The 20,119-nt window shown below is 57.7% G+C and carries 16 protein-coding genes; 14 read left to right on the plus strand and 2 right to left on the minus strand.

Annotated elements, in window-relative coordinates; genetic code table 11:
• Positions 1–26: 26 nt before the first annotated feature.
• The 3 genes from ACZ48V_RS11655 (at position 27) to ACZ48V_RS11665 (ending at position 5,143) form a co-directional block, all read left to right on the plus strand.
• Positions 27–1,565, plus strand: a complete 1,539-nt coding sequence (locus tag ACZ48V_RS11655) for a hypothetical protein (RefSeq protein ID WP_464539337.1) — start codon at positions 27–29, stop codon at positions 1,563–1,565.
• A 133-nt stretch (positions 1,566–1,698) separates the two neighbouring features.
• Positions 1,699–2,820, plus strand: coding sequence for an FHA domain-containing protein (locus ACZ48V_RS11660; protein WP_464539339.1), 1,122 nt, complete (start codon positions 1,699–1,701; stop codon positions 2,818–2,820).
• A gap of 277 nt (positions 2,821–3,097) precedes the next feature.
• A complete protein-coding gene (locus ACZ48V_RS11665) occupies positions 3,098–5,143 on the plus strand; it encodes a WD40 repeat domain-containing serine/threonine protein kinase (RefSeq protein ID WP_464539341.1) in 2,046 nt (681 codons plus the stop codon).
• A gap of 258 nt (positions 5,144–5,401) precedes the next feature.
• On the opposite strand, the gene hemL is transcribed toward ACZ48V_RS11665, so the two are convergent.
• Positions 5,402–6,718 carry a glutamate-1-semialdehyde 2,1-aminomutase gene (gene hemL, locus ACZ48V_RS11670; protein ID WP_464539342.1) on the minus strand — a complete coding sequence of 439 codons (1,317 nt, stop codon included), beginning with the start codon at positions 6,716–6,718 and terminating at the stop codon, positions 5,402–5,404.
• 233 nt (positions 6,719–6,951) lie between these two features.
• Here hemL and ACZ48V_RS11675 point away from each other — a divergent pair, with 233 nt between their 5' ends.
• From ACZ48V_RS11675 to hslU, 10 genes are all read left to right on the plus strand, one after another.
• A complete protein-coding gene (locus ACZ48V_RS11675) occupies positions 6,952–7,305 on the plus strand; it encodes a LapA family protein (RefSeq protein ID WP_464539344.1) in 354 nt (117 codons plus the stop codon).
• A 75-nt stretch (positions 7,306–7,380) separates the two neighbouring features.
• A complete protein-coding gene (locus tag ACZ48V_RS11680; protein ID WP_464539346.1) occupies positions 7,381–8,331 on the plus strand; it encodes a S66 peptidase family protein in 951 nt (316 codons plus the stop codon).
• A 236-nt stretch (positions 8,332–8,567) separates the two neighbouring features.
• Complete coding sequence (gene purN / locus ACZ48V_RS11685) at positions 8,568–9,215, plus strand: phosphoribosylglycinamide formyltransferase (RefSeq protein ID WP_464539348.1); 648 nt, start codon at positions 8,568–8,570, stop codon at positions 9,213–9,215.
• Between the two features lie 8 nt (positions 9,216–9,223).
• Positions 9,224–10,828, plus strand: a complete 1,605-nt coding sequence (gene purH / locus ACZ48V_RS11690) for a bifunctional phosphoribosylaminoimidazolecarboxamide formyltransferase/IMP cyclohydrolase (protein ID WP_464539350.1) — start codon at positions 9,224–9,226, stop codon at positions 10,826–10,828.
• Positions 10,829–10,982: 154 nt separating this feature from the next.
• On the plus strand, positions 10,983–11,990 hold the full coding sequence (locus tag ACZ48V_RS11695) for a rod shape-determining protein (protein ID WP_464539352.1): 1,008 nt from the start codon (positions 10,983–10,985) through the stop codon (positions 11,988–11,990).
• Positions 11,991–12,050: 60 nt separating this feature from the next.
• On the plus strand, positions 12,051–12,899 hold the full coding sequence (gene mreC, locus ACZ48V_RS11700) for a rod shape-determining protein MreC (RefSeq protein ID WP_464539354.1): 849 nt from the start codon (positions 12,051–12,053) through the stop codon (positions 12,897–12,899).
• A 393-nt stretch (positions 12,900–13,292) separates the two neighbouring features.
• Positions 13,293–14,789: a D-alanyl-D-alanine carboxypeptidase/D-alanyl-D-alanine endopeptidase gene (gene dacB, locus ACZ48V_RS11705; protein ID WP_464539356.1), complete on the plus strand. Its 1,497-nt coding sequence runs from the start codon at positions 13,293–13,295 to the stop codon at positions 14,787–14,789.
• An 85-nt stretch (positions 14,790–14,874) separates the two neighbouring features.
• Positions 14,875–15,441: an ATP-dependent protease subunit HslV gene (gene hslV, locus ACZ48V_RS11710; RefSeq protein WP_464539358.1), complete on the plus strand. Its 567-nt coding sequence runs from the start codon at positions 14,875–14,877 to the stop codon at positions 15,439–15,441.
• A 213-nt stretch (positions 15,442–15,654) separates the two neighbouring features.
• The gene (locus tag ACZ48V_RS11715; RefSeq protein ID WP_464539360.1) at positions 15,655–16,755 is read left to right on the plus strand and encodes an NYN domain-containing protein; all 1,101 of its coding nucleotides are present in this window, start codon (positions 15,655–15,657) and stop codon (positions 16,753–16,755) included.
• Positions 16,756–16,914: 159 nt separating this feature from the next.
• The gene (hslU, locus tag ACZ48V_RS11720) at positions 16,915–18,399 is read left to right on the plus strand and encodes an ATP-dependent protease ATPase subunit HslU (RefSeq protein ID WP_464539362.1); all 1,485 of its coding nucleotides are present in this window, start codon (positions 16,915–16,917) and stop codon (positions 18,397–18,399) included.
• A gap of 212 nt (positions 18,400–18,611) precedes the next feature.
• On the opposite strand, the gene ACZ48V_RS11725 is transcribed toward hslU, so the two are convergent.
• Positions 18,612–19,115, minus strand: a complete 504-nt coding sequence (locus tag ACZ48V_RS11725) for a BrxA/BrxB family bacilliredoxin (RefSeq protein WP_464539364.1) — start codon at positions 19,113–19,115, stop codon at positions 18,612–18,614.
• A gap of 380 nt (positions 19,116–19,495) precedes the next feature.
• Between ACZ48V_RS11725 and ACZ48V_RS11730 the strand changes: the two genes are divergently transcribed.
• Positions 19,496–20,062, plus strand: coding sequence for a C40 family peptidase (locus ACZ48V_RS11730; protein WP_464539366.1), 567 nt, complete (start codon positions 19,496–19,498; stop codon positions 20,060–20,062).
• The last annotated feature ends 57 nt before the right edge of the window (positions 20,063–20,119 follow it).

A 20,119-nucleotide genomic window follows, 5' to 3' on the forward strand; every position in this document is an offset into this window, starting at 1 on the left:
GGTACCTCCCGCTCGTCACACGAACCATGCTTTACCTCTTTGGCGCACTGCCTAACCTGACCACCATGCACTCACGCTTACCAACCTACGTATTGTGTCTTGCTGCTCTCATAGCAGGCAGCCTCCCTATCGCTGCGGCGCATGCTTCTGCCTCTTCTTTCTCGGAGGGGCCTTCTGTCGAAGCCGTCTGCGAAAACTTTGTCGAGGTACAGCTCGAAAGCGTAGACGACCTTCTTGCTGCTAACAGCTTTGAGCGTGCTCTTGACATCGTCAACGTAACGATTCAGCGCTGCCCAGTACCCCGCGCAAAATCTGCACTGAATGATGTGTACGGGGCCTGGTTTCAGCACACGCAGAACGGAGGCGATGTAACACAGGTCCCTGACTTTCTTACATCGATCACGCAGAACGAGCACATGTCTGCCAGCAGCCTGAGCGGGTTTAGTGGTCGCATTGCGACAGCCCTCTCCAGCTGGGTCGGTCGGCTGGTTGATCGCTCATCCATGGCAAGTGCTCACCGGTACTGCCGGCAGTACAGCCAGTACAGCAGTCAGACCTTTCGGCTTAACTATCTTTGCGGGACGGCTGCCTATGCAACCGAAAATCACGAACCTGCGATTCGTGCTTACGAGTCCATCGTAAACAATTGGGATGACAACCAGTCATACGTGCAGTGGGACGAGGCGGCGGAAGACCTTAAAGAGCTCTACATGATCACCACCCGGTTTAACCGAGCTTTCGACATTGCCAAACGGCTTGCTATCCGAAACCCAACCCCTGAAACGGTACTCTCAAGCCTGATCACTGTGCGGGGTCAGATGCTGAGCCCGATCGCCCACCACGGTAACATCCTTTTTGAGGGAGTCACCTCCGATCGGATTGTGCGCCACGTCCGAAGCGAGACTGAGCGCATCCGCTTTCCCGACTTTGTGATTGGCGTCTACATGATGACCCGCGATGCACGCTCTGACGTCATCTTTTATGACTCCGGGACGATTGCTCCGCCCTCGATGACCGACCTGGAGCGGCTCTCTGGAAACGTTACCATGCTGCAATCAACCCAAGACCCGGACAGAGCCTGGCTGATCTCCCCAATCGATGCTGGCTACTTCGTCGTTCAGTTTGTCTCCCAGACGTCATCAGAAGAGAATGTCTTCCTTGAAAACCTGCTGAGCGACATTCAGAGCGAGCGGCGCTGGAACAGACTTGTTGACCAACAGCTGTCACGGTCCTACACTGCAACCGGCAGCGCTGTGGCCAGCCTGCTGAGCGGCGCCTACCTGGCTGATGCCCTAATGGAAAGGTTTTCGACATTTTTTAAAGAAAGCGATATTCTATCTTACTTTGCGATTCAGGATGCTCGGGAGTCTCTTGTACATAGCGAACAGTTCGCGCGAAGTGGACTGGAGTACGGTGACGATATATGGCGGCGTACCTCCCAAACCCCGGCGCTCTATCATCACGAAATTGAATACAACGGACGGAGCACCTATGAGGTCGTCTGGCCGATGTACAACGACAATGAATGGATCGGTGTTGTACGCGTCGGCATACGAGGCAATTGACCCCGTCCCTTCTATTACCTATCGTGTAGCCGTACCACGCTTGCACGTATGAGTCAGCGCCCGGCACTTTTTGTGACTCTGCGACCATGTTTACCCCTAACGTATATTCCTTCATTCTCGCCCCCTTTGCACAATGAGATTTGCTTGGTTGGCCGTAGCGTTCTTGGCCTTTATCGGGACATCCCCCGTTCACGCCCAGACGTCAATTAGTGATATTTTGGATAACCCCGGTCAGTACAACGACGCCGAGGTGACCGTCCAAGGCACCGTTGAGCGACTCGTAGACGGTGAAGGCGACAGCATTCAAAACTATATCATGGCGTCTGAAGCAGGCGACGAGATCCGCATTCGGTTTTCGTCAGGCGGTGCTCCTGAAGAGGGCCAGCAGCTGGAGGTAGCAGGTCTGGTTTCGATTAGCGCATTCAATCGCGAGCCCTTTATCATTGAAAGCTCGCGGTCGGCTGTTGACGATGTCGCCCAGGGCGGATCTCGCGCCGTTGAGAGCGACTTTGATCCCTTCACTGTTCTCGGAATCATCGGGCTCATCATTGCTCTTGTTGTTGGTGGTGCTGGCTTCTACCTCTGGAAGCGTGATGAAAAAGCTTCCGAGGAGATCAGAAAGCAACGCGAGAAAGAAGCAAAAGAAGCTGAAGAGGCGGCCAAGAAAGCAGCTGAGTCCGTCAAGCCCGCTAATGAAGACCTCGGTGTTCAGGATACGGAACTGCAGGACAGAGATGAAGGAGCCCAGGGTAGCGACGGCACTCTCTTCCCAGACGAAAAAGACGAGCCGTCACCCGACCGCCCGGTACCACGCATCAAATCGGAGTCGAGTAGCTCGGTTGCAAACAAGCCCGAGAGTCCCGAAACGCTTAAATTTAAGGCTCCCCCGAAAACGATGAAGTTCATCCCTGGCAAACTGGTCATTATATCAGGACCCGATAAGGGGCGCGAATTCCGTATTGCTGGCTTCCCGCGTGAAGAGGACGATGGCAATGTGGTCACGATCGGTCGTGCAGACGTGAAAGGAGAACGCGCCTTTGCTCACATTCAGCTGGGCGACACCTACCGTACCGTCTCCCGTATCCAGGCTGAAATTATTCAGAAGACAAGCGATAACGAAATCCTCCTTCGCAACAAGAGCACGACAAACCCGACGCGGGTTAACGAGGAAGAAGTGCCGCCTGAGGAGACCGTTGAGCTTCAGAACGAAGACACCATCCAGATGGGTGAGCTCGTCCTCCAGTACGAAGTATAAGTCCCTCTCGTGCACGCGCTGAGGCTCTTCGGCTTGCGACCTCAGCGCAGAGCTGTTTCGGACAGTCTACGTCACACCCGCACCAATACACGTACCACTTACACCAGCGCACTTACGCCCAGTGTGCACGCCCAGGTCGTTCTCAGCAATCTGTATGCCGATGCCACTCGGGGAACGATCTGGCGTATTACGACGACGATAAACATTCGCTCTGCCATACGCATGGCCCCCTGTTGATTGGTGGGGGGATGGTCTTTCTCCAACGACTCATTACCCTATGTCTGAAGCTACCAAGCGCTGCCCGTACTGCAACGAGGAAATCCTGGCTGCAGCGCGGAAATGTAAGCATTGCAAAGAATGGCTGGAGGATCCCCCAACCACAACAACCAGCATCCGAAACCCGGAAACGCTGGTTCGTGAGGCGCTCAACGAGAACTATGAGATTGAGAAAGAGCTTGGCCGCGGCGGCATGGCTATTGTCTATAAAGCCAAGCAGCGCAGCCTTGGGCGCGATATTGCGCTGAAGGTGCTTCCTCAAGGCGTTTCGCACGACAAGAAAATGCTGGAGCGCTTCCATCGCGAGGCGCGCTCCGCTGCCCGACTTAACCATCCACACATCGTCACGATTATCGATGAGGGCGAGACCAACGGGGTCCACTTCATGGCGATGGAGTACCTGAGCGGGCGCGACCTCCACGAGATGATTCAGGAAGACGGGCGTCTTCCCTGCGATGAGGCTGTTTCGATCATCACGCCCATCGCTGATGCGCTTGCCTATGCGCACAAGAAAGACATGATTCATCGTGACGTAAAAGGCTCAAACGTCATGATCACCGATATCGGCCGGCCGGTTTTGATGGATTTCGGTATTGCATACGCTTCGTCGGAGGCCCGCCTCACGCAGACGGGTACGGTCCTCGGCACGCCCGAATACATGAGTCCAGAACAGGCGCGTGGTACCGAGGTGGAGCCGCGAAGCGACCTCTACAGCCTCGGTGTTGTACTCTATGAGGCCATCACAGGAGAACTACCGCACTCCGGAGGGCACCCTATGAGTGTTGTGTACAAGGTGCTCCACGAGCCATACAAACCCCCACGACAGATTCGCCCAGAAATCCCAGAATGGCTGGAGCAGGTCGTTGCTAAGTGTCTCATGAAGGACGTCGACGACCGGTTTTCCTCTTGCGATGATCTCGCCGAGGCGCTGCGTAATCAGGACCCAGGGGAGTATGTGGACATCCCCACCCCCTCTGATGGAAGCGAAAGCGCCCCCGAAGCCGGCCCCATCCGGCTTGGCGACGAAGGCGGCTCGGGCGACCAACCCGCCCAGACGCAGATCTTCCAGTCCAAAGACGTGCCCGATGATGGGTCAACCGCCTCCCCAGATACAGGAGCAGCAGCCCCTGCCTCTGGAACACAGCGACAGAACCTCAGCATTGTGCGTAGCCTCGAAGGCACAGCCGACTGGGTCAATGCCGTCTCGTTTTCGCCCGACGGCCAGTATGCACTCGGCGGCGGAAGCGATGGCGAAGCCAAAGTGTGGGAAGTGGTATCGGGCGACGACGTCCAGACCATCAATGGCCTTGATGGACACCCGATAGCCGTTGACCTTTCATCAGATGGATCGATGCTCCTTACCCTCACTTCTGAAAGCACCCTGCAGCTGTGGGACCTCGAAACAGGCGCCCTGCACCATAACCTCGAAACCTCCCCTAACTCAGTCCTGACAGCCTGTTTCTCTCCCGACGGAAACCGCGTTCTGGGCGGAGCAGGCCAGGGGGGGACGCTCCGCATCTGGGATGTCAAATCCGGAGAGCCCGAGTATACGTTCGATGAGCACGAAGAGCCCGTTTTCTCCGCTGCATTCTCGCCCGATGGCTCACGTATCGTTACCGGTACAGGCCAGGGCGCTCTGCGCATCTGGGACGTCAAGTCTGGCGGACAGGTCATGGAGCTCGACACCAGCGACTGGAATGCTGCCTATGTGTTCTCGGTCGCGTTCTCGCCCGATGGCCAGTACGTGCTCTCAGGAAGCGACGATATGACCGCTCGCCTCTGGGACGCATCGTCAGGAAAACTGCTGCGCACGTTCGACCGTCACGAAGGACTGGTGATCGCCGTTTCCTTTTCTCCAGACGGTCAGTTTGCGATCTCTGGAACAAGTAACCTGAACGTGTGCCTCTGGAAGGTGGAAGACGGCAGCCTCGGCTATCTCTTTGAGGGCGAAAGCGGCGAAGGGGTTAGCGCAATCGATTTCTCTCCCGATGGACGCTATGTGCTCTCAGGTACCAAGGAACGCGGCATCCGTATGTGGACGCCCTGACACAGCGCTCAGGTAATCTGCACAGTACCCCATAATGCCCCCGCCCAGAAGACACTTACTTGTCAAAAGCGTGCCCCGCGGACTGCTTTCACACACGCTCAGCCTCGCGCGCGCGCCTCAAACAGCCCTAAACAAACACACTCCATACAAACAAAAGGGCCGACCTGGACTTCTCCGGATCGGCCCTTTTTTGGAACCTGTTTGGGTTTTGGTTTACTGTGGGGAGCCTCCTCTCCCTGACAGGGTATTTGGCGTTATTTAGTGTATACGCTTCAGTGCCGCACGTTGTGCTGCAAGCGTAGCTTCCAGTTCGTCCTCTCCATGCTTTGTCCCAAAGAAGTACGCCTCAAACTGCGAAGGCGCCATGTAGACACCTTCTTCCAGCATCGCGTGGAAGTAGTCCGCGTAGGCCTCCGTATCACAGGCCTTGGCTCCATCGAGGTCGGTCACGCGCTCTTTAGAGAAGAAAAGGGTGCCCATCGCACCTACACGTGTGGTGTAATATGAGAGACCGAGCGCCTCCAGGTTCTCGCGGGTGCCTTCTTCCAGCGCCTCACTGTAGCGCTCCAGTTGCGGATAGATCGTCTCCTTTTCGTTGGCAATCTTTGAGAGCACCGTGTGCCCAGCTCGCATCGCAAGCGGATTGCCACTGAGCGTACCAGCCTGGTAGACCGGCCCCTCGGGCGAAACGTGGTCCATGATCTCTTTCTTCCCCCCATATGCGCCCACTGGCAGCCCCCCGCCGATGATCTTGCCCAGCGTCGTCATGTCGGGCGTAACGCCGTAACGCTCCTGCGCACCGCCCGGCGCCACACGAAATCCGGTCATGACCTCGTCGAAGATGAGGACGATACCGTGCTCGTCACAGATGGTGCGGAGCTCTTCGAGGAAGCCGGGTTCGGGCGGAATGCACCCCATGTTGCCTGCAATCGGCTCCACAATAATGCAGGCCACCTCGCCCTCGTACGACTCCGCAAGCTCGCGCACATGCTCGGCATCGTTGTAGCGTGCCAAGAGTGTGTCTTTGGCATTGCCGTCGGTGACGCCCGGCGAGTTTGGTTCGCCGAGTGAGAGCGGTCCGCTCCCTGCGGCGATCAAGAAGAAATCGCCGTGGCCATGGTAGTTACCCGCAAACTTGATGATCTTGTCGCGGCCCGTGTACCCACGTGCCACGCGCGCTGCGCTCATGGTGGCTTCGGTACCCGAGTTCACCATTCGGACCTTCTCGACGGAAGGCACCAGTTCACAGACCAGCTCGGCGACTTCAATCTCGATCTCAGTTGGAGCGCCAAACGACGTAGAAGACGTGGCCGCCTCCTGAACAGCGCGCACTACATCCGGGTGTGCGTGGCCGAAGAGCATCGGCCCCCACGACCCGATGTAGTCGATATAGCGATTGCCATCAACGTCGGTCATGTACGCGCCCTCAGCGTGGTCAATGAAGAGCGGCGTACCGCCCACGCTTTTGAATGCCCGCGCCGGGGAGTTCACCCCTCCGGGAATGCGATGCTGCGCCTCGTCGTAGCGGCGCTTGCTCGTAGAGATGTCCAGCCGGGGCTTGGTCTGGGTGTCCATAAATATAGCAGATAGATCTCAAAACAACCTACGACACTACCTTCTGGTAGCAAAGGAATATTCACTACGCGCGCGATGCGACAGAGATCGCATCTTACCTAATTGTGACGAGAATTATAAGACTCAGGGCCCGCTGTTTGCATCCGCTTTGTCTTATCCCCTATCTTTGGGGATACGTAGGGTACAGTCCCTGCTAACCCGCGTTGCTCTCACTGGTTATCTTACCGCCTGATATGCCCGACTTCTCTTCGATTCGCACACGATTTGCCGTTGTGGGAGCTATTGTGGTTTTCCTGGTAGCCGTTCTATTTACGCTCCAGAACACCCAGCCCATTCGTGTATACCTGCTGTTCTTTAGCACCGAAGGATCCGCTGCCCTGGTGCTTGCCTTCACGTTTGTGCTCGGCGTGATCGTGGGATCGCTCGCCATGGTGCCATCGCGACTGCGCGACCGTAAGCGCATCAAAAAGATGGAGCAAGAAACCGGTGAAGACGACCTGTCTCCTCAGCCGGATGCACCAGGCCCGCCTTCGCGTGGCCAGAGCGCGAAGGGCTCACGGAAAAACGCTGGCAGTTCCGACAACTGAGCGCGCTGCGCCACGGCCGTCGTGACCATACGCTTCTCTGCTACACACCTACCTCACTACCCATTTCCCCACTGCATGCCTGCCCTGCCTGTATCGATGCCTCTGCTGCGTGCCGGGGCGCGGGTCCACGTCGTCGCTCCGGCCAGCGCGCCGCGCACACCCGGCACGTACATCGCTGGCATGCACGCCCTACAGCGCGACTGGAACGTTGACCGAGCTTATGTGCCGAGCCATCCGCATGGCTACCTGTCTATGCCCGACGCCCCGCGCGCTGCCGCCCTTACAGACGCCCTTTGCACCCCCGACATTGACGCGGTGCTCTGTGCACGCGGCGGCTATGGCTCGTTGCGGCTTCTTCCTCATCTTGACTGGGATGCCCTACGTAACGCTACGCCGCGCTGGATTGTCGGGTACAGCGACATCACGGCGCTGCAACTGGCCTGCTGGCATCGCCTCGGATGGCCCAGCATCTCAGGTCCAGTGCTCACCGAGTGGCACCAGCTTTCCCCTGCTATGTGCCGCGAAATATTCCAGGTAAGCGCCCCCCGTCCCTACACGATGACTTGGAGCGACATGCGCTCCGACAGGGATCCACCTCCTGAAACGCTCTCGCCCGGCACCGCTACGGGCCTTTTGCTTGGCGGCACGCTATCTATTTTGACCCGTCTGCTGGGCACTCCCTTCATGCCCGACCTGCGCGGTGCTGTGTTGCTCTTGGAAGACGTGCAGGAACCTCCCTATGCAGTAGATCGCATGCTTATGCACCTGGAGCTCGCTGGCGTGCTTGATGCCCTTGCTGGCGTCGTGCTCGGGCGCTTCTCCACGCCTGAGACGGTAACGCCGCCGCCCCTCTCGATGCGCGATGTCTTCATCGACTACTTCGGCGGCCGTCCCTATCCAGTGCTTTCGCATGTGCCATACGGCCACCTGCTTCCCCGCCACAGTTTCCCGATGGGCGTGCCCGTGCGCCTCCACCTGACCAACACCACGCAGACGCTCACATGCTACCCCGATGCACATAGGTAGCGCTTCCAGGCTATTTTTTGCACGTCATCTACGTTCGTATCGCAATATTAGGCAAATTGATACGTAACCTGGACCTCAGCAGTGGCACTTCTGCGCTGCAGTACTTCCCTTTAAACAAGACACGGATCTACAGAAGACTGTTGTAGAAGGCTACTGTCAGAAAACCGTTGTCTTTCAACGTCTGCATTCTTCTTTGGGATGCAACCCTCCCTTTTCGTCTCGTCTGCACGCGCCCCATGAACGAATTTCGCATCGCCGTCTGTGCTTCTGGAGGCGGAACGAACATGCAAGCCATCATCGACGCCGCCGAATCCGGCATGCTTCCTGCTACGATAGTAGGGTGCCTGAGCGATCGGGCTACGGCGGGCGCGCTCGACCGTGCGGCCCGGCACGACATCCCCACCGCGGTCTTGGACCCGAAGGCCTACGACACGACTGAAGCGTTTGGCGAAGCCATGCGGGCCACGCTCTCGACGTGGGCCCCCTCGCTTGTTGCACTCGCCGGGTACCTGAAGAAAATTCCCGCCGCTGTACTAAAGGCCTATCCAGAGCGTATTACAAATATCCACCCTTCGCTCCTTCCTGCGTTTGGCGGCAAAGGGATGTACGGCTCCCATGTGCACGAGGCTGTGCTCGACTATGGCGTGCACTGGACCGGCGTAACCGTGCATCTGGTCGACGCTGCCTATGACAGTGGACCGATTGTAGCGCAACGCCCCGTCCCGGTACGCCCCGACGACACGGCCAACACGCTCCAGAAACGCGTGCTGCAGGTAGAACACCAGCTCTACCCGGCCGTGCTGCGCGCGTTTGCGCTTGGCACAGTCAATGTCGAGAAACGCACGGTCACGCTGCAAAACGATTTTTCTCTTTCATCCTCCTGAGTCTCCGAATGGCTTCTACCCGACCTGCATCTACCGAAATGGCTAACGAAGACGCTCCGCCCCGCATCCGCCGCGCACTGCTTTCGGTATACGATAAGAGCGGACTGATCCCGCTGGCCGAGACCTTGCACGATTACAACGTAGAGCTGATCTCAACGGGCGGAACGGCCCGTACGCTGCGCGATGCAGGCCTGCCCGTTACCGACGTATCGGACGTAGCCGGCGCGCCGGAGATGTTCGACGGGCGCGTAAAGACGTTGCATCCTGCTATTCATGCTGGACTGCTGGCACGGCGCGACCGTGAGGATGACCTTGACGAGCTCGACGCGCACGATATTGCACCGATCGACCTGGTCGTGTGCTCGCTCTATCCGTTTCAGCAGGCGCGCCACCGGGGCGACCTCAGTGAGGAAGAGCTGCTTGAGTTTATCGACATTGGCGGCCCCACAATGCTCCGTGCAGCCGCAAAGAACTACCGGCACGTCGGCGTCGTGTCGCATACCGACCAGTACGATGACGTCATCCAAGTGCTGAACGAGCACGACGGCGCTCTGCCTGCACCGCTTCGTCGAAGCCTGGCCGGACGCGCTTTTGCAGCTACCGCCTCGTACGATACGGCTATCGCCGACTACCTGGGCAGTCCCCACAGCGACGATGCACTGCCCGAGCCGTACATTGCGGTCGAAGGCAAAACCCAGTCGCTCCGTTACGGTGAGAATCCACACCAGCGCGCAGCGCTCTACGGAACGCCCTTCTCGTTCGTAAAACCGCTGCACGGCAAGCCCCTGTCGTACAACAACATGATCGACGTGCACGGCGCCCTGGCCCTGATCGACGAGTTTCAGTCTGACGGGCCAACCTGTGCCATCCTGAAGCACACCAATCCCTGTGGAGTGGCCACCGCCGACACGCTGCTCGACGCGTATACGCGTGCCTTCGAGACCGACACCAAATCTCCGTTTGGAGGTATCGTAGTGGTGAACCAGGCACTTGACCGCGCCACTGCCGAAGCGATCAACTCGATCTACACAGAGGTTGTCATTGCCCCCGAATTTGAAGACGGCGTGCTTGCCTTGCTCCAAGAGAAGAAGAAACGCCGCATCCTCAAGCAGACCGGTGCGCTACGTAACGATCCGCGCCTGCAAGTACGCTCAGTGATTGGCGGACTCCTGGTGCAAGATCGGAATCCGGTATCGGCCCCGCTGGCTGAAAGCCGCTCTGCGTGGCAGGTCGTTACCGAGAAGGCTCCGAACGATGCGATGTGGGCCGACCTCCACTTTGCCTGGCGTGTGGTTAAACACGTAAAAAGCAACGCCATCGTATACGCCCGCAACGGACGCACCCTGGGGATTGGCGCGGGGCAGATGAGCCGGGTCGACGCGTCCGAGATCGCTGTGCAGAAGGCGCGCAACGAATCCCTCTCGCTCGACGACGCGGTAATCGCCTCAGACGCCTTCTTTCCCTTTGCTGATGGCCTTGAAGCTGCCGCCGCTCACGGCATTTCCGGTGCTATTCAACCTGGTGGGTCCATTCGCGACGATGAGGTTATCGCCGCCGCCGATGCGCACGACATCGCTATGGTATGCACGGGCGAGCGAAACTTCTGCCACTGACCCTTGCTGCACGCCCTGCTGGAATCTTTTCTCCCTGCAGCGCATGGGAAGAACGAATACAGTGACTGCATTAAACCACGGGCGTTGAGCATGTCGGTCTGTGTTCCACGCTCCCCACCTGGTTCCCCTATCATACTGAACGCTCTCTTCCTTTATGTTTTTCAACTTCACGCAAGACGTAGCTATTGACCTGGGCACGGCCAATACGCTGATTTATATTCGCGGCCAGGACATCGTGCTCAATGAGCCCAGTATTGTCGCCGTTGACCACAGCACGCGTGAGGTGCGCGAAATTGGCCACGAAGCGCTGCAGATGCATGAGCGCACCCACAAGGATATCGAAACCATCTGGCCGCTTAAAGACGGCGTAATCGCCGACTTCAAGGTCGCCGAACAGATGATCCGCGGTCTCATGCAGAAGGTACGGCGTAACTGGTTTACGTCTATTCGTTCTATGGTGGTCTGCGTGCCCAGCGGCATTACCGAAGTGGAAAAGCGGGCCGTGCGGGATTCGGCCGAGCATGCCGGGGCCAAAAAGGTGCACCTCATCTCCGAACCTATGGCAGCAGCTATTGGGATCGGACTTGACGTAAGCGAAGCCGTCGGAAACATGGTGGTCGACATCGGGGGCGGCACCACCGAGATTGCAGTGATCGCGCTCTCGGGCATCGTGATCGATGAGTCCATTCGCGTAGGGGGCAACGAGATCGACAAGTCCGTCGTGCAGTACTTCAAGCGCAATCACAACCTGCTGATCGGCTCCCGCACCGCAGAGCGCATCAAATGCGAGATTGGGAGCGCCATCGAGCTCGAAACGGAACTGGAGCTTTCAGTGCGCGGTCGCGACCTTGTGAGCGGCATCCCCAAAGATCGGTCCATCTCATCCGTCAACGTACGCGAAGCCTTGCGCGACAACCTCGACCAGATCGCGGCGGGCGTGCTGCGCTGCCTGGAGCGCACCCCTCCTGAGCTCGGCGCCGACGTGCTTGAGCGGGGCATTATGCTTACGGGAGGCGGAGCTATGCTGCATGGCCTCGACGAGATGCTGCGCGACCGCGTAGAGCTTCCTGTGTATGTAGCCGAAAATCCGCTGACGGCCGTTGTGCGCGGCACCGGTAAAGTCCTCGAAAATCTGGAGCAGTACAAACGTGTGCTCGTGTAGCATCTTATCGTGGCATCCTGTAGCCATAGCGTAGGGTTTCTCGGCCAATACCCCAGATAAATGGATTCCTCTCAATGGGACAAGCTGCGTGACTGGGGCGTCTTTCTCGGACTCTTGCTTCTGGCCTTCACGATTCTGTTCACGGCCAACCGTCCGATGAACCAGGCGCTGCGCACCTATGGGATGGAGGTAACTGCTCGCCTCGACAACCAGTTTGCATGGATGGGGCGCTACGTGAACGCGCTTCAGGAGAACGAGGCGCTACGCGCCCGCAACATCGAACTGGCGGGCGAGGTCGCTCGCTCGCGCGACGTGCGCCACCGCAACCGTGAACTCGAGGCAATGCTCACCCTGCAGACCCGTGCCGACACCACGCTGTCTGACACCCTGCTCGTAGCAGCACGCGTGCTCCAAAAAGACCTAACGCGCCAACAGAACCTTCTCACTATTGATGTGGGACGCCAGCACGGCGTCGAACCAGACATGCCCGTCGTAACGCCAGAAGGTATTGTAGGAACGGTCCTCTTCGTAGGAAGCCGTTTTTCACGCGTCATGCCGTTCCTAAATACCGACTTTCGCGTCCCCGGAAAAGTTGAATCGATTGGCGCAGAGGGAATTATCCGCTGGGAGGGCGATCATCTCAACGAGCTTTCGATGCAGCATGTCGTCAAGACCGAGCCGGTGGAAGACGGGCAGCGTGTCGTAACGAGCGGACATAGCGGCGTCTTTCCCAGTGGATGGCCTATCGGAACGATTGAACACGTCGCCCCGCGGCAGGGTCGCAACGACCTCACTATTGTTATACGTCCTGCTGTTGCCCTATACAATCTCGACCATGCGTTTGTGCTGCGTGCCCGGCCGGCCTCGTACGACCTTGCCACCGCCGATACCATCCCACCACTACGGTAAACGCGCCAAAGCTTTCCGGCCACCTCGGCTGGTAAGCCCAACATAGGTCTCTTCTTCAGACGCTTCTGCCTTGGTCTCTTCTGTCGTTTGCCTCTGATCTCCCTGCGGTACTATCCGCATTGCTGCGCGCTCTGCACCCGATCTATTTGCAGCGCATTTATCTATGCACGATGCATCTATCTGCAACGCATCTAATAGCATTGATACGGGTTTATGGATGCGAAACCGATCTGTCGTGGTACGCGAATGAAGCGCCTCGGAGCCCAAAGCAAAAAAAAATCAAAACAGGTTCTGAAATGTCATGGCGTGTGCCAGACGAGTTATCTTTCTATCTATTACTGCATCCCTTTTCTACGTCATTACTCTCTGACTCAGATATATCGCTTTTTTCTTATGAGGATAGTTTCTCAACACTGCATCTCCACGCTACTCATCGCCGCCCTGTTTGTCTTGGTGGATGTAGCCCCTGCGGTTAGCCAGTACTCGTGGCAGTCCCAGATGCGCGACACGATTCGTGCCACCGTCGAGGGTCATGATTCAGGCGGTACCTGGAGCGTAATGGTAGTCAATCTGGATACCGGAGAGCCTGTTGTAGACTATCGCGGACAGGCCAGCATGATACCGGCCTCAACGGTTAAGGTCCTTACCTCAGCAGCGGCCCTTGAGCTACTCGGGCCGGCGTTTCGATATGAAACTGTGCTCACTACAACAGGGCCGGTTGAAGGCGGGCAGGTCCGCGGCGATCTTGTATTGCATGGCGCCGGCGACCCCTCGCTCGGCCAGCACCGCGCTACCTCATCCATCTTTACCAACTGGGCACAGGGCCTCTCGCGCATGGGCATTGAGGAGGTAAGCGGCCAGGTTATCGGCGACGACTCGCTCTTTGACATGCCCAGCATGGCACCCGGGTGGAGCTGGGACGACATTCCGTATGGCTATGCCGCCCAGAGCAGCGCGCTTTCGTACTACGGCAACGTTGTCCGCATCACGCTCGACGCCCTTCAGGGAAGCGACAACGTTCGGGTCCGCTGGCTCCCTCACAACACCTCGTACGTCACAGTTGGCCATCAACTGGAGCGCGGGCAACGCGGGCAACAGCTCTGGCGACGGTTTGAGCGCGATCTCGGCCAAAACACCATTCATGTGCAGGGCACTATCCCCACGGGGCGGTCCACCCAGTTTCGGGTGAGCATTGACAACCCGACCCTGTTCTCTGCCTATGTATTCACTGAAACGCTGGACCAAGCAGGCATATCGGTTCGTGACGGTGCCACAACCGTACGGCTTCTTGATGCTCCACCCGCTCCGTACGACACACTGGCCTCGGTCCACTCGCCCCCGTTGTCGGAGCTGGTACAGACGGTAAACCAGGACAGCGACAACCTTTATGCCGAGCAGCTCTTGCATACGCTGGGAGCCATGGCCCACGGCGACTCCCTGTCCGTAACAAGCTCCCGAGAGCGCGGCCTGCATCTGGTCCGTGGTCTCATCCACCGTGCTGGTGGGGCACCCGAGCGCACACGCCTGGTTGACGGATCCGGCCTCTCACGCTACAACCTCGTATCTGCCGAGGCTCTGGTGCGGGTGCTTGTCTACATGCATGACCACCCCGATTCGGATATACGTCGCGCATTCCTTCGCTCCCTTCCCGTGGGCGGGCGCGACGGCACGCTACAGTTTCGCTTTCAGCGGGCCGCAGCTGCACGCGGGAATGTGCGCGCTAAGACTGGAACGTTCTCGAACAACAGCGCCCTGGCGGGCTATGTCACCTCCTTTGAAGGCACTCCTTTTGCGTTTGCTGTTCTTGCAAACAACCATGTAGGGAGCACGCGTCCGCTACGCACGATGCAAGACCAGATCGTTAACATACTGGCGCAATATCCGCGCTAAGTTACCGAACTGCAGCAGGTGGGCAATGTATTACATGTACTATTCCGCACACACGTTTTTTCCATAACGCCTTACCCTCCATTATATGTCTGATCCATCTTCCCTACATGGTACTACCGTTGTCGGCGTTCGCCATAACAACCAGATTGCTATGGGCTCCGACGGCCAGGCCACCATGGGGGAAACGGTGATGAAACACAAGGCCGAGAAGGTACGCACACTGTATAATGATGAGATTTTAGCGGGCTTTGCCGGCTCTACAGCAGATGCGTTCACGCTATTTGAGCGCTTCGAAGAAAAACTGGAAGAGTATGGCGGCAACGTGACTCGAGCAGCGGTCGAACTGGCCAAAGACTGGCGCACTGACCGCTACCTGCGTCGCCTGGAGGCCCTGCTTGCCGTAGCGTCTAACGACCGCCTTCTCGTGTTGAGCGGGAGCGGCGACGTCATAGAACCCGACGATGACGTTATCGCCATCGGGTCAGGAGGGTCGTTCGCTCTGGCCGCTGTACGAGCGATGAAGAAGCATGCACCCGACCTCGATGCTCATACCCTCGTCGAAGAAGGCCTGAGCCAGGCCGCTGACATCTGCATCTACACAAACCACCACCGCACGATTCTCGACCTGGCATCTGACGACTCAGGCGCGTAGCCCAACACGCTGCGTTTTGAGCTTCTCATGCCGATTGGGCTTCTCTTTCCGAGCAGCATGCCTCGGCCTGTGCGTTCCCCACCTACAGCTCAGAAACGAGCTCCCGAACGCCTTGCAGTAATGAACGAGCCCAGCTGCATACGCAACAAACCGGTGCCCCTTGCACCGGCATCATATAAAGATAGATAAATCACAAACCAGAAACGAATAAGTATGTCAACTATAGCAAGAAGCCAGACGGGCGCCTCATCCCCACGTGCGGCGCTGTTTGTTGACTACGACAATGTGTACACGGTCCTTCATGCACAAGATACCAAACGGGCCCCTCACGAACTGGCCATGCGCATCATCGATAAAGTGCGCCGCTATCTCGAAGAAGGCGATGATACGCCCACCGTATACGCCCGGGCCTATGCCGACTTTGCAACGCTTCCCGACCACGTAGCTGGCGAAGCTGAAACCGACTTGTACGAGCATGGGTTTGCCCCGCAGTCTACGCCAACCGGTGCCCAACTAAACGCCTCGGAGCAGCACCTGACGATAGACGCGATCCACCTGCTGCACGAGCGGTCTGATATTAGCTCAATTGTTATCGTAACGGGCGACCGCCCTTACCTCCCCCTGATCCGGGCTGTGCGTGAGCGCGGCATTCGTCCATTGGTCGCAGCGGTGCATCCCCCACAGAGCGATGTGCTTGCCCCGTACCTTGAAGAGGAGGCCTACCTCGACGCCCGAAATATGCTGGGCTCTGATGCGCGCGATACGCTCAATTCGCGCGAGCGCGCCAACCGCCCCAGCCGTCGGCGCACCCGTGCCAGCTCTCCTCCTGAAGAGCGGAAGCCCATCGACGACCCGATGCTGCGGGCCACGATTGAGGTCACCGAAGAGTTTTTTGGGCAGTACGACGAGGTCTACCTTACGCCGCTCCTCCGGAAGATTTCGGAAGAGCTTGGCGAAGGATACGACCCGAAAGCACTTGTGAGCGACCTCGAAGCCGCTGGTGCTGTCTGGCTGGAAAAGCGGGACGGTTACCCGTATGACTACACGGTGCTCATCGTCAACGAAGAGCACGAGGATGTACAGGAGATTCTCGACGACTATTATCGCGACCGCACGTTCGGGAGTTACAGCAACGGCGTGAATGAATCCGAACCGTCGCCTCAAGAAACGTACGACCCGGTTGAGCGATCAAGCCTCGACGAGTATGCGACCGGCGAGTATGACGATGACGACTACACTGATGAGAACTACGCTAACGAAGACTATGCCGAGGATGCCACGGAGACGCCAGATGGCGTCGATGCGAATGCATAATTCGAATGCATAGCGCACCGTGCATGCCACGCATGCGCGCTGGCACAACTGTCTAAGAGACGCTGCGGCAGGCACGTATTTGCACCTGTGCACGAACGGCATGCCGCAGCGTCTTTTCCTGTCTCGCACTGCTTCTATTCCGATTACTTTAGGCTTTTTATGGCAACCCAACCTTCTCTGGACGAACTAACACCTCGCCAGATTGTCGAGGAGTTAGATCAATATATCATCGGGCAAGACAAGGCCAAGAAGAACGTGGCTATTGCCCTACGCAATCGCTGGCGGCGCCGCAACGCGCCCGAGGAGATGCGCGACGAAATCATGCCCAACAACATTATCATGATTGGGCCGACTGGCGTTGGAAAGACGGAGATCGCACGCCGCCTGGCCCGCCTGGCCCGCGCGCCATTCATCAAAGTAGAGGCCTCGAAGTTTACTGAGGTTGGCTATGTAGGACGCGACGTGGAGAGCATGATTCGCGACCTGGCCGACATCGCTGTTAACCTCGTGCAAGAAGAGCACAAAGAGGCGGTCCAAGAAAAAGCACAAGAACGCGCCGAACAGCGCATTCTTGACATTCTGATCCCGCCCCCCGAATCCAGCAAGAGCCGCTCTTCAAGTACCACTGATGTAAACGGTCCCGGGTTTGTGCTCCAGTTGAGCGACGATGACGGTGATTCCAACGGTAACGCCAACGGCGACTCTTCATCCCCCGATACCGAAGCCGCAGAAGACAACCTGCGCCAGCGTACCCGCCAGAAGTTTCGCGATAAGCTCGCCAATGGCGATCTTGATGAGCGCGAAATCGAGATTGAGGTATCAAGTGATCAGTCGTCGCCCATGATGCAGGTCTTCGGTCCCATGGGAATGGAGGAGATGGGCGTTAACCTGCAGGAGCTGTTCGGTAACCTTGGCGGCAAGAACCGCAAAAAGAAACGCGTTACGGTTGATGAGGCCCGCGAAATCCTGACGCAGGAGGAGGCGCAGAAGCTGATCGACATGGATCAGGTCAAGGAAGACGCGCTCACCCGTGTTCAGGAGACCGGCATGGTCTTTATTGATGAGATCGATAAGGTGGCTTCTGACAGCGGCCGTCGCGACCAGGGCGGTGCCGGGCAAGGCGTGTCTCGCCAGGGTGTGCAGCGCGACCTGCTGCCTATTGTGGAAGGGTCGAACGTTCAGACCAAGCATGGCATGGTGAAGACCGACCACATCCTGTTTGTGGCCAGCGGCGCGTTCCATGTCTCCAAGCCCAGCGACCTGATTCCCGAGCTGCAGGGGCGCTTTCCCATCCGCGTCGAACTGAACAACCTCGACGAAGGCGACTTCTACCGCATCCTTCAAGAGCCTAAGAACGCGCTTCTTAAGCAGTACCGTGCGCTCTTGGCTTCTGAGAATGTCAACATCACGTTTGAGGACGAAGGGATCCGCGAGATCGCCCGCGTGGCGGCTCAGGTCAATGCCGAGGTTGAAAACATTGGCGCCCGTCGCCTGCATACCGTACTCACTACACTGCTTGAAGACATCCTGTATGACGTACCGGATAAGCTTCAGGATACGGATATCGTAATCGACGCCGACCTCGTTAAGAAACGATTGAGCTCAATTGCTACCGACCGCGACTTGAGTCAGTACATCCTGTAGCAATCAATCTATAGCAATCAATACCAGAACAAGCAGTACCAGAAGAGGTCCGGGGGCTCTCAACGCCTTCTGCTCAACGCCTCGTTCTGCTCTGTAGCCCGCTGCATAGAGCGACCCGCTGCCCCAAAAGAGGCAAGCGGGTCGCGTTGTTTTGTAGCGCCACGCATCCAACAAATGCACCGCAGACACCGCAAGCAATACCGGCGCCCTACTTACGAGATGGAACGAAAGCTGGAAGGCACATTCGGACGTCCCGAGGCACTCGGGGTCGGACTGGTTGGGGCGTCGTTGGAGACGTCTCCATTGCAGTACGCCTCAAAGGCCGTCTTCAGGTCGTTGGCAATGGCATTTGCGCTTCGCCCTTCGATGTGCTTGCGCTCGATCACATATACGGGCTGCCCATCTTTGAAGAGCGCGATAAATGGCGATGATGGAGGGATGCCAGGAAGGTGTGCGCGGGCTTGCTCGGTGGCCTCCAGATCTTGACCGGCAAACACCGTGACATAGCGGTCGGGCTGGGCATCGAGCTGGGTCGCCATTGACACCGCAGGGCGCGCATTGCCTGCTGCACATCCGCATACTGAGTTGATAATCAGCAGCGTGGTGCCATCTTCGTCAAATGCTGCATCGACGGCATCGGCATCGGTAAGTTCTTCAACACCCAGACGTGTAAGCTCGGCACGCATGGGCTTGACCATGGCTTCAGGGTAAGGCATAACCGGTGGGTCGGTTGTCTATACAATGTAGAACAAGAACGTATGTTAACGTACCTCCTGCATTTTCGCGTGATCCACCCGCTGATGCTCGAGCAACGTTTCGTTGCACTATGCGTACAGCAGCACGTAGAATACTGGTCGTATTACGTCTATTTACGTTTGCTTGCGTCTGTACAAGCCACTCAACGTACAGTCTAACACACGGGGGAAAGTAGCCGCTTGCTGGAGAGGCATACGTTCTTCCAACTCAGGCACGTTTACCTTCTGAACACCTTTGGTCAGATACTTTAGCATAGAAAAACTACTCTTATTGGGATCCCCCTACTGGATGAGTCATCCGTGTGGGTATACAAGTTTCCCCTCCTAATGTATCAGGTTCTATGCGCACATGTCACCGCTACCAGATCGGACCGGCTGCGCTCTTTTCAGGTGTGTTACTCACGCTGACGCTCACCATGTTTGCTGTTGGATGCGGCTCTTCGTCTACCGTGAGCACCAACCCGGCTTCGGCCTCCCCTTCTGTCGTGGACCGATGGGAGACCGCTGCCACTCAGTGGGAAGGCGTTCCCCATCGATGGGGGGGCACGTCGCGGCGCGGTATCGACTGTTCTGCACTGGTGCAGACGCTCTACCGCGACGTAAGCGGGGTGCGTCTGCCACGTACTACACAGGCGCAGGCCCGCACAGGCACACGGGTACGAAAGCGCAACCTGCAGCCCGGCGACCTTGTCTTCTTTTACCTGGACAAGACAAACCATGTGGGCGTACACATTGAGGGGGGCCGGTTTGTACATGCATCTTCGAGCAACGGCGTCATGATCTCCCACATTGACGAACCGTACTGGGCCGAGCGATACTGGACAGCGCGGCGGATTCCCTCCGCGACCGCTTCAGAACCCTCTACCTCTTCTCCTTCCTCATCCGGACAGAGCCACGGAGGCTGGTGATACCAGCGCAAGGCGTTCTGCTTGCTCCTTGTCCCCTACCCGGTCGCATCTCTTACG

It is taken from the genome of Longimonas haloalkaliphila (assembly GCF_055379825.1).

What these genes read in the sequence shown, in the direction of transcription:
- ACZ48V_RS11725 (WP_464539364.1), bottom strand. Translation starts at nt 19,115, where the DNA reads ATGCCTTACCCTGAAGCCATGGTCAAGCCCATGCGTGCCGAGCTTACA.
- ACZ48V_RS11665 (WP_464539341.1), top strand. Translation starts at nt 3,098, where the DNA reads ATGTCTGAAGCTACCAAGCGCTGCCCGTACTGCAACGAGGAAATCCTG.
- ACZ48V_RS11660 (WP_464539339.1), top strand. Translation starts at nt 1,699, where the DNA reads ATGAGATTTGCTTGGTTGGCCGTAGCGTTCTTGGCCTTTATCGGGACA.
- dacB (WP_464539356.1), top strand. Translation starts at nt 13,293, where the DNA reads ATGAGGATAGTTTCTCAACACTGCATCTCCACGCTACTCATCGCCGCC.
- ACZ48V_RS11695 (WP_464539352.1), top strand. Translation starts at nt 10,983, where the DNA reads ATGTTTTTCAACTTCACGCAAGACGTAGCTATTGACCTGGGCACGGCC.
- ACZ48V_RS11715 (WP_464539360.1), top strand. Translation starts at nt 15,655, where the DNA reads ATGTCAACTATAGCAAGAAGCCAGACGGGCGCCTCATCCCCACGTGCG.
- purH (WP_464539350.1), top strand. Translation starts at nt 9,224, where the DNA reads ATGGCTTCTACCCGACCTGCATCTACCGAAATGGCTAACGAAGACGCT.
- hslV (WP_464539358.1), top strand. Translation starts at nt 14,875, where the DNA reads ATGTCTGATCCATCTTCCCTACATGGTACTACCGTTGTCGGCGTTCGC.
- ACZ48V_RS11675 (WP_464539344.1), top strand. Translation starts at nt 6,952, where the DNA reads ATGCCCGACTTCTCTTCGATTCGCACACGATTTGCCGTTGTGGGAGCT.
- ACZ48V_RS11680 (WP_464539346.1), top strand. Translation starts at nt 7,381, where the DNA reads ATGCCTGCCCTGCCTGTATCGATGCCTCTGCTGCGTGCCGGGGCGCGG.
- mreC (WP_464539354.1), top strand. Translation starts at nt 12,051, where the DNA reads ATGGATTCCTCTCAATGGGACAAGCTGCGTGACTGGGGCGTCTTTCTC.
- hslU (WP_464539362.1), top strand. Translation starts at nt 16,915, where the DNA reads ATGGCAACCCAACCTTCTCTGGACGAACTAACACCTCGCCAGATTGTC.
- ACZ48V_RS11655 (WP_464539337.1), top strand. Translation starts at nt 27, where the DNA reads ATGCTTTACCTCTTTGGCGCACTGCCTAACCTGACCACCATGCACTCA.
- hemL (WP_464539342.1), bottom strand. Translation starts at nt 6,718, where the DNA reads ATGGACACCCAGACCAAGCCCCGGCTGGACATCTCTACGAGCAAGCGC.
- purN (WP_464539348.1), top strand. Translation starts at nt 8,568, where the DNA reads ATGAACGAATTTCGCATCGCCGTCTGTGCTTCTGGAGGCGGAACGAAC.
- ACZ48V_RS11730 (WP_464539366.1), top strand. Translation starts at nt 19,496, where the DNA reads ATGCGCACATGTCACCGCTACCAGATCGGACCGGCTGCGCTCTTTTCA.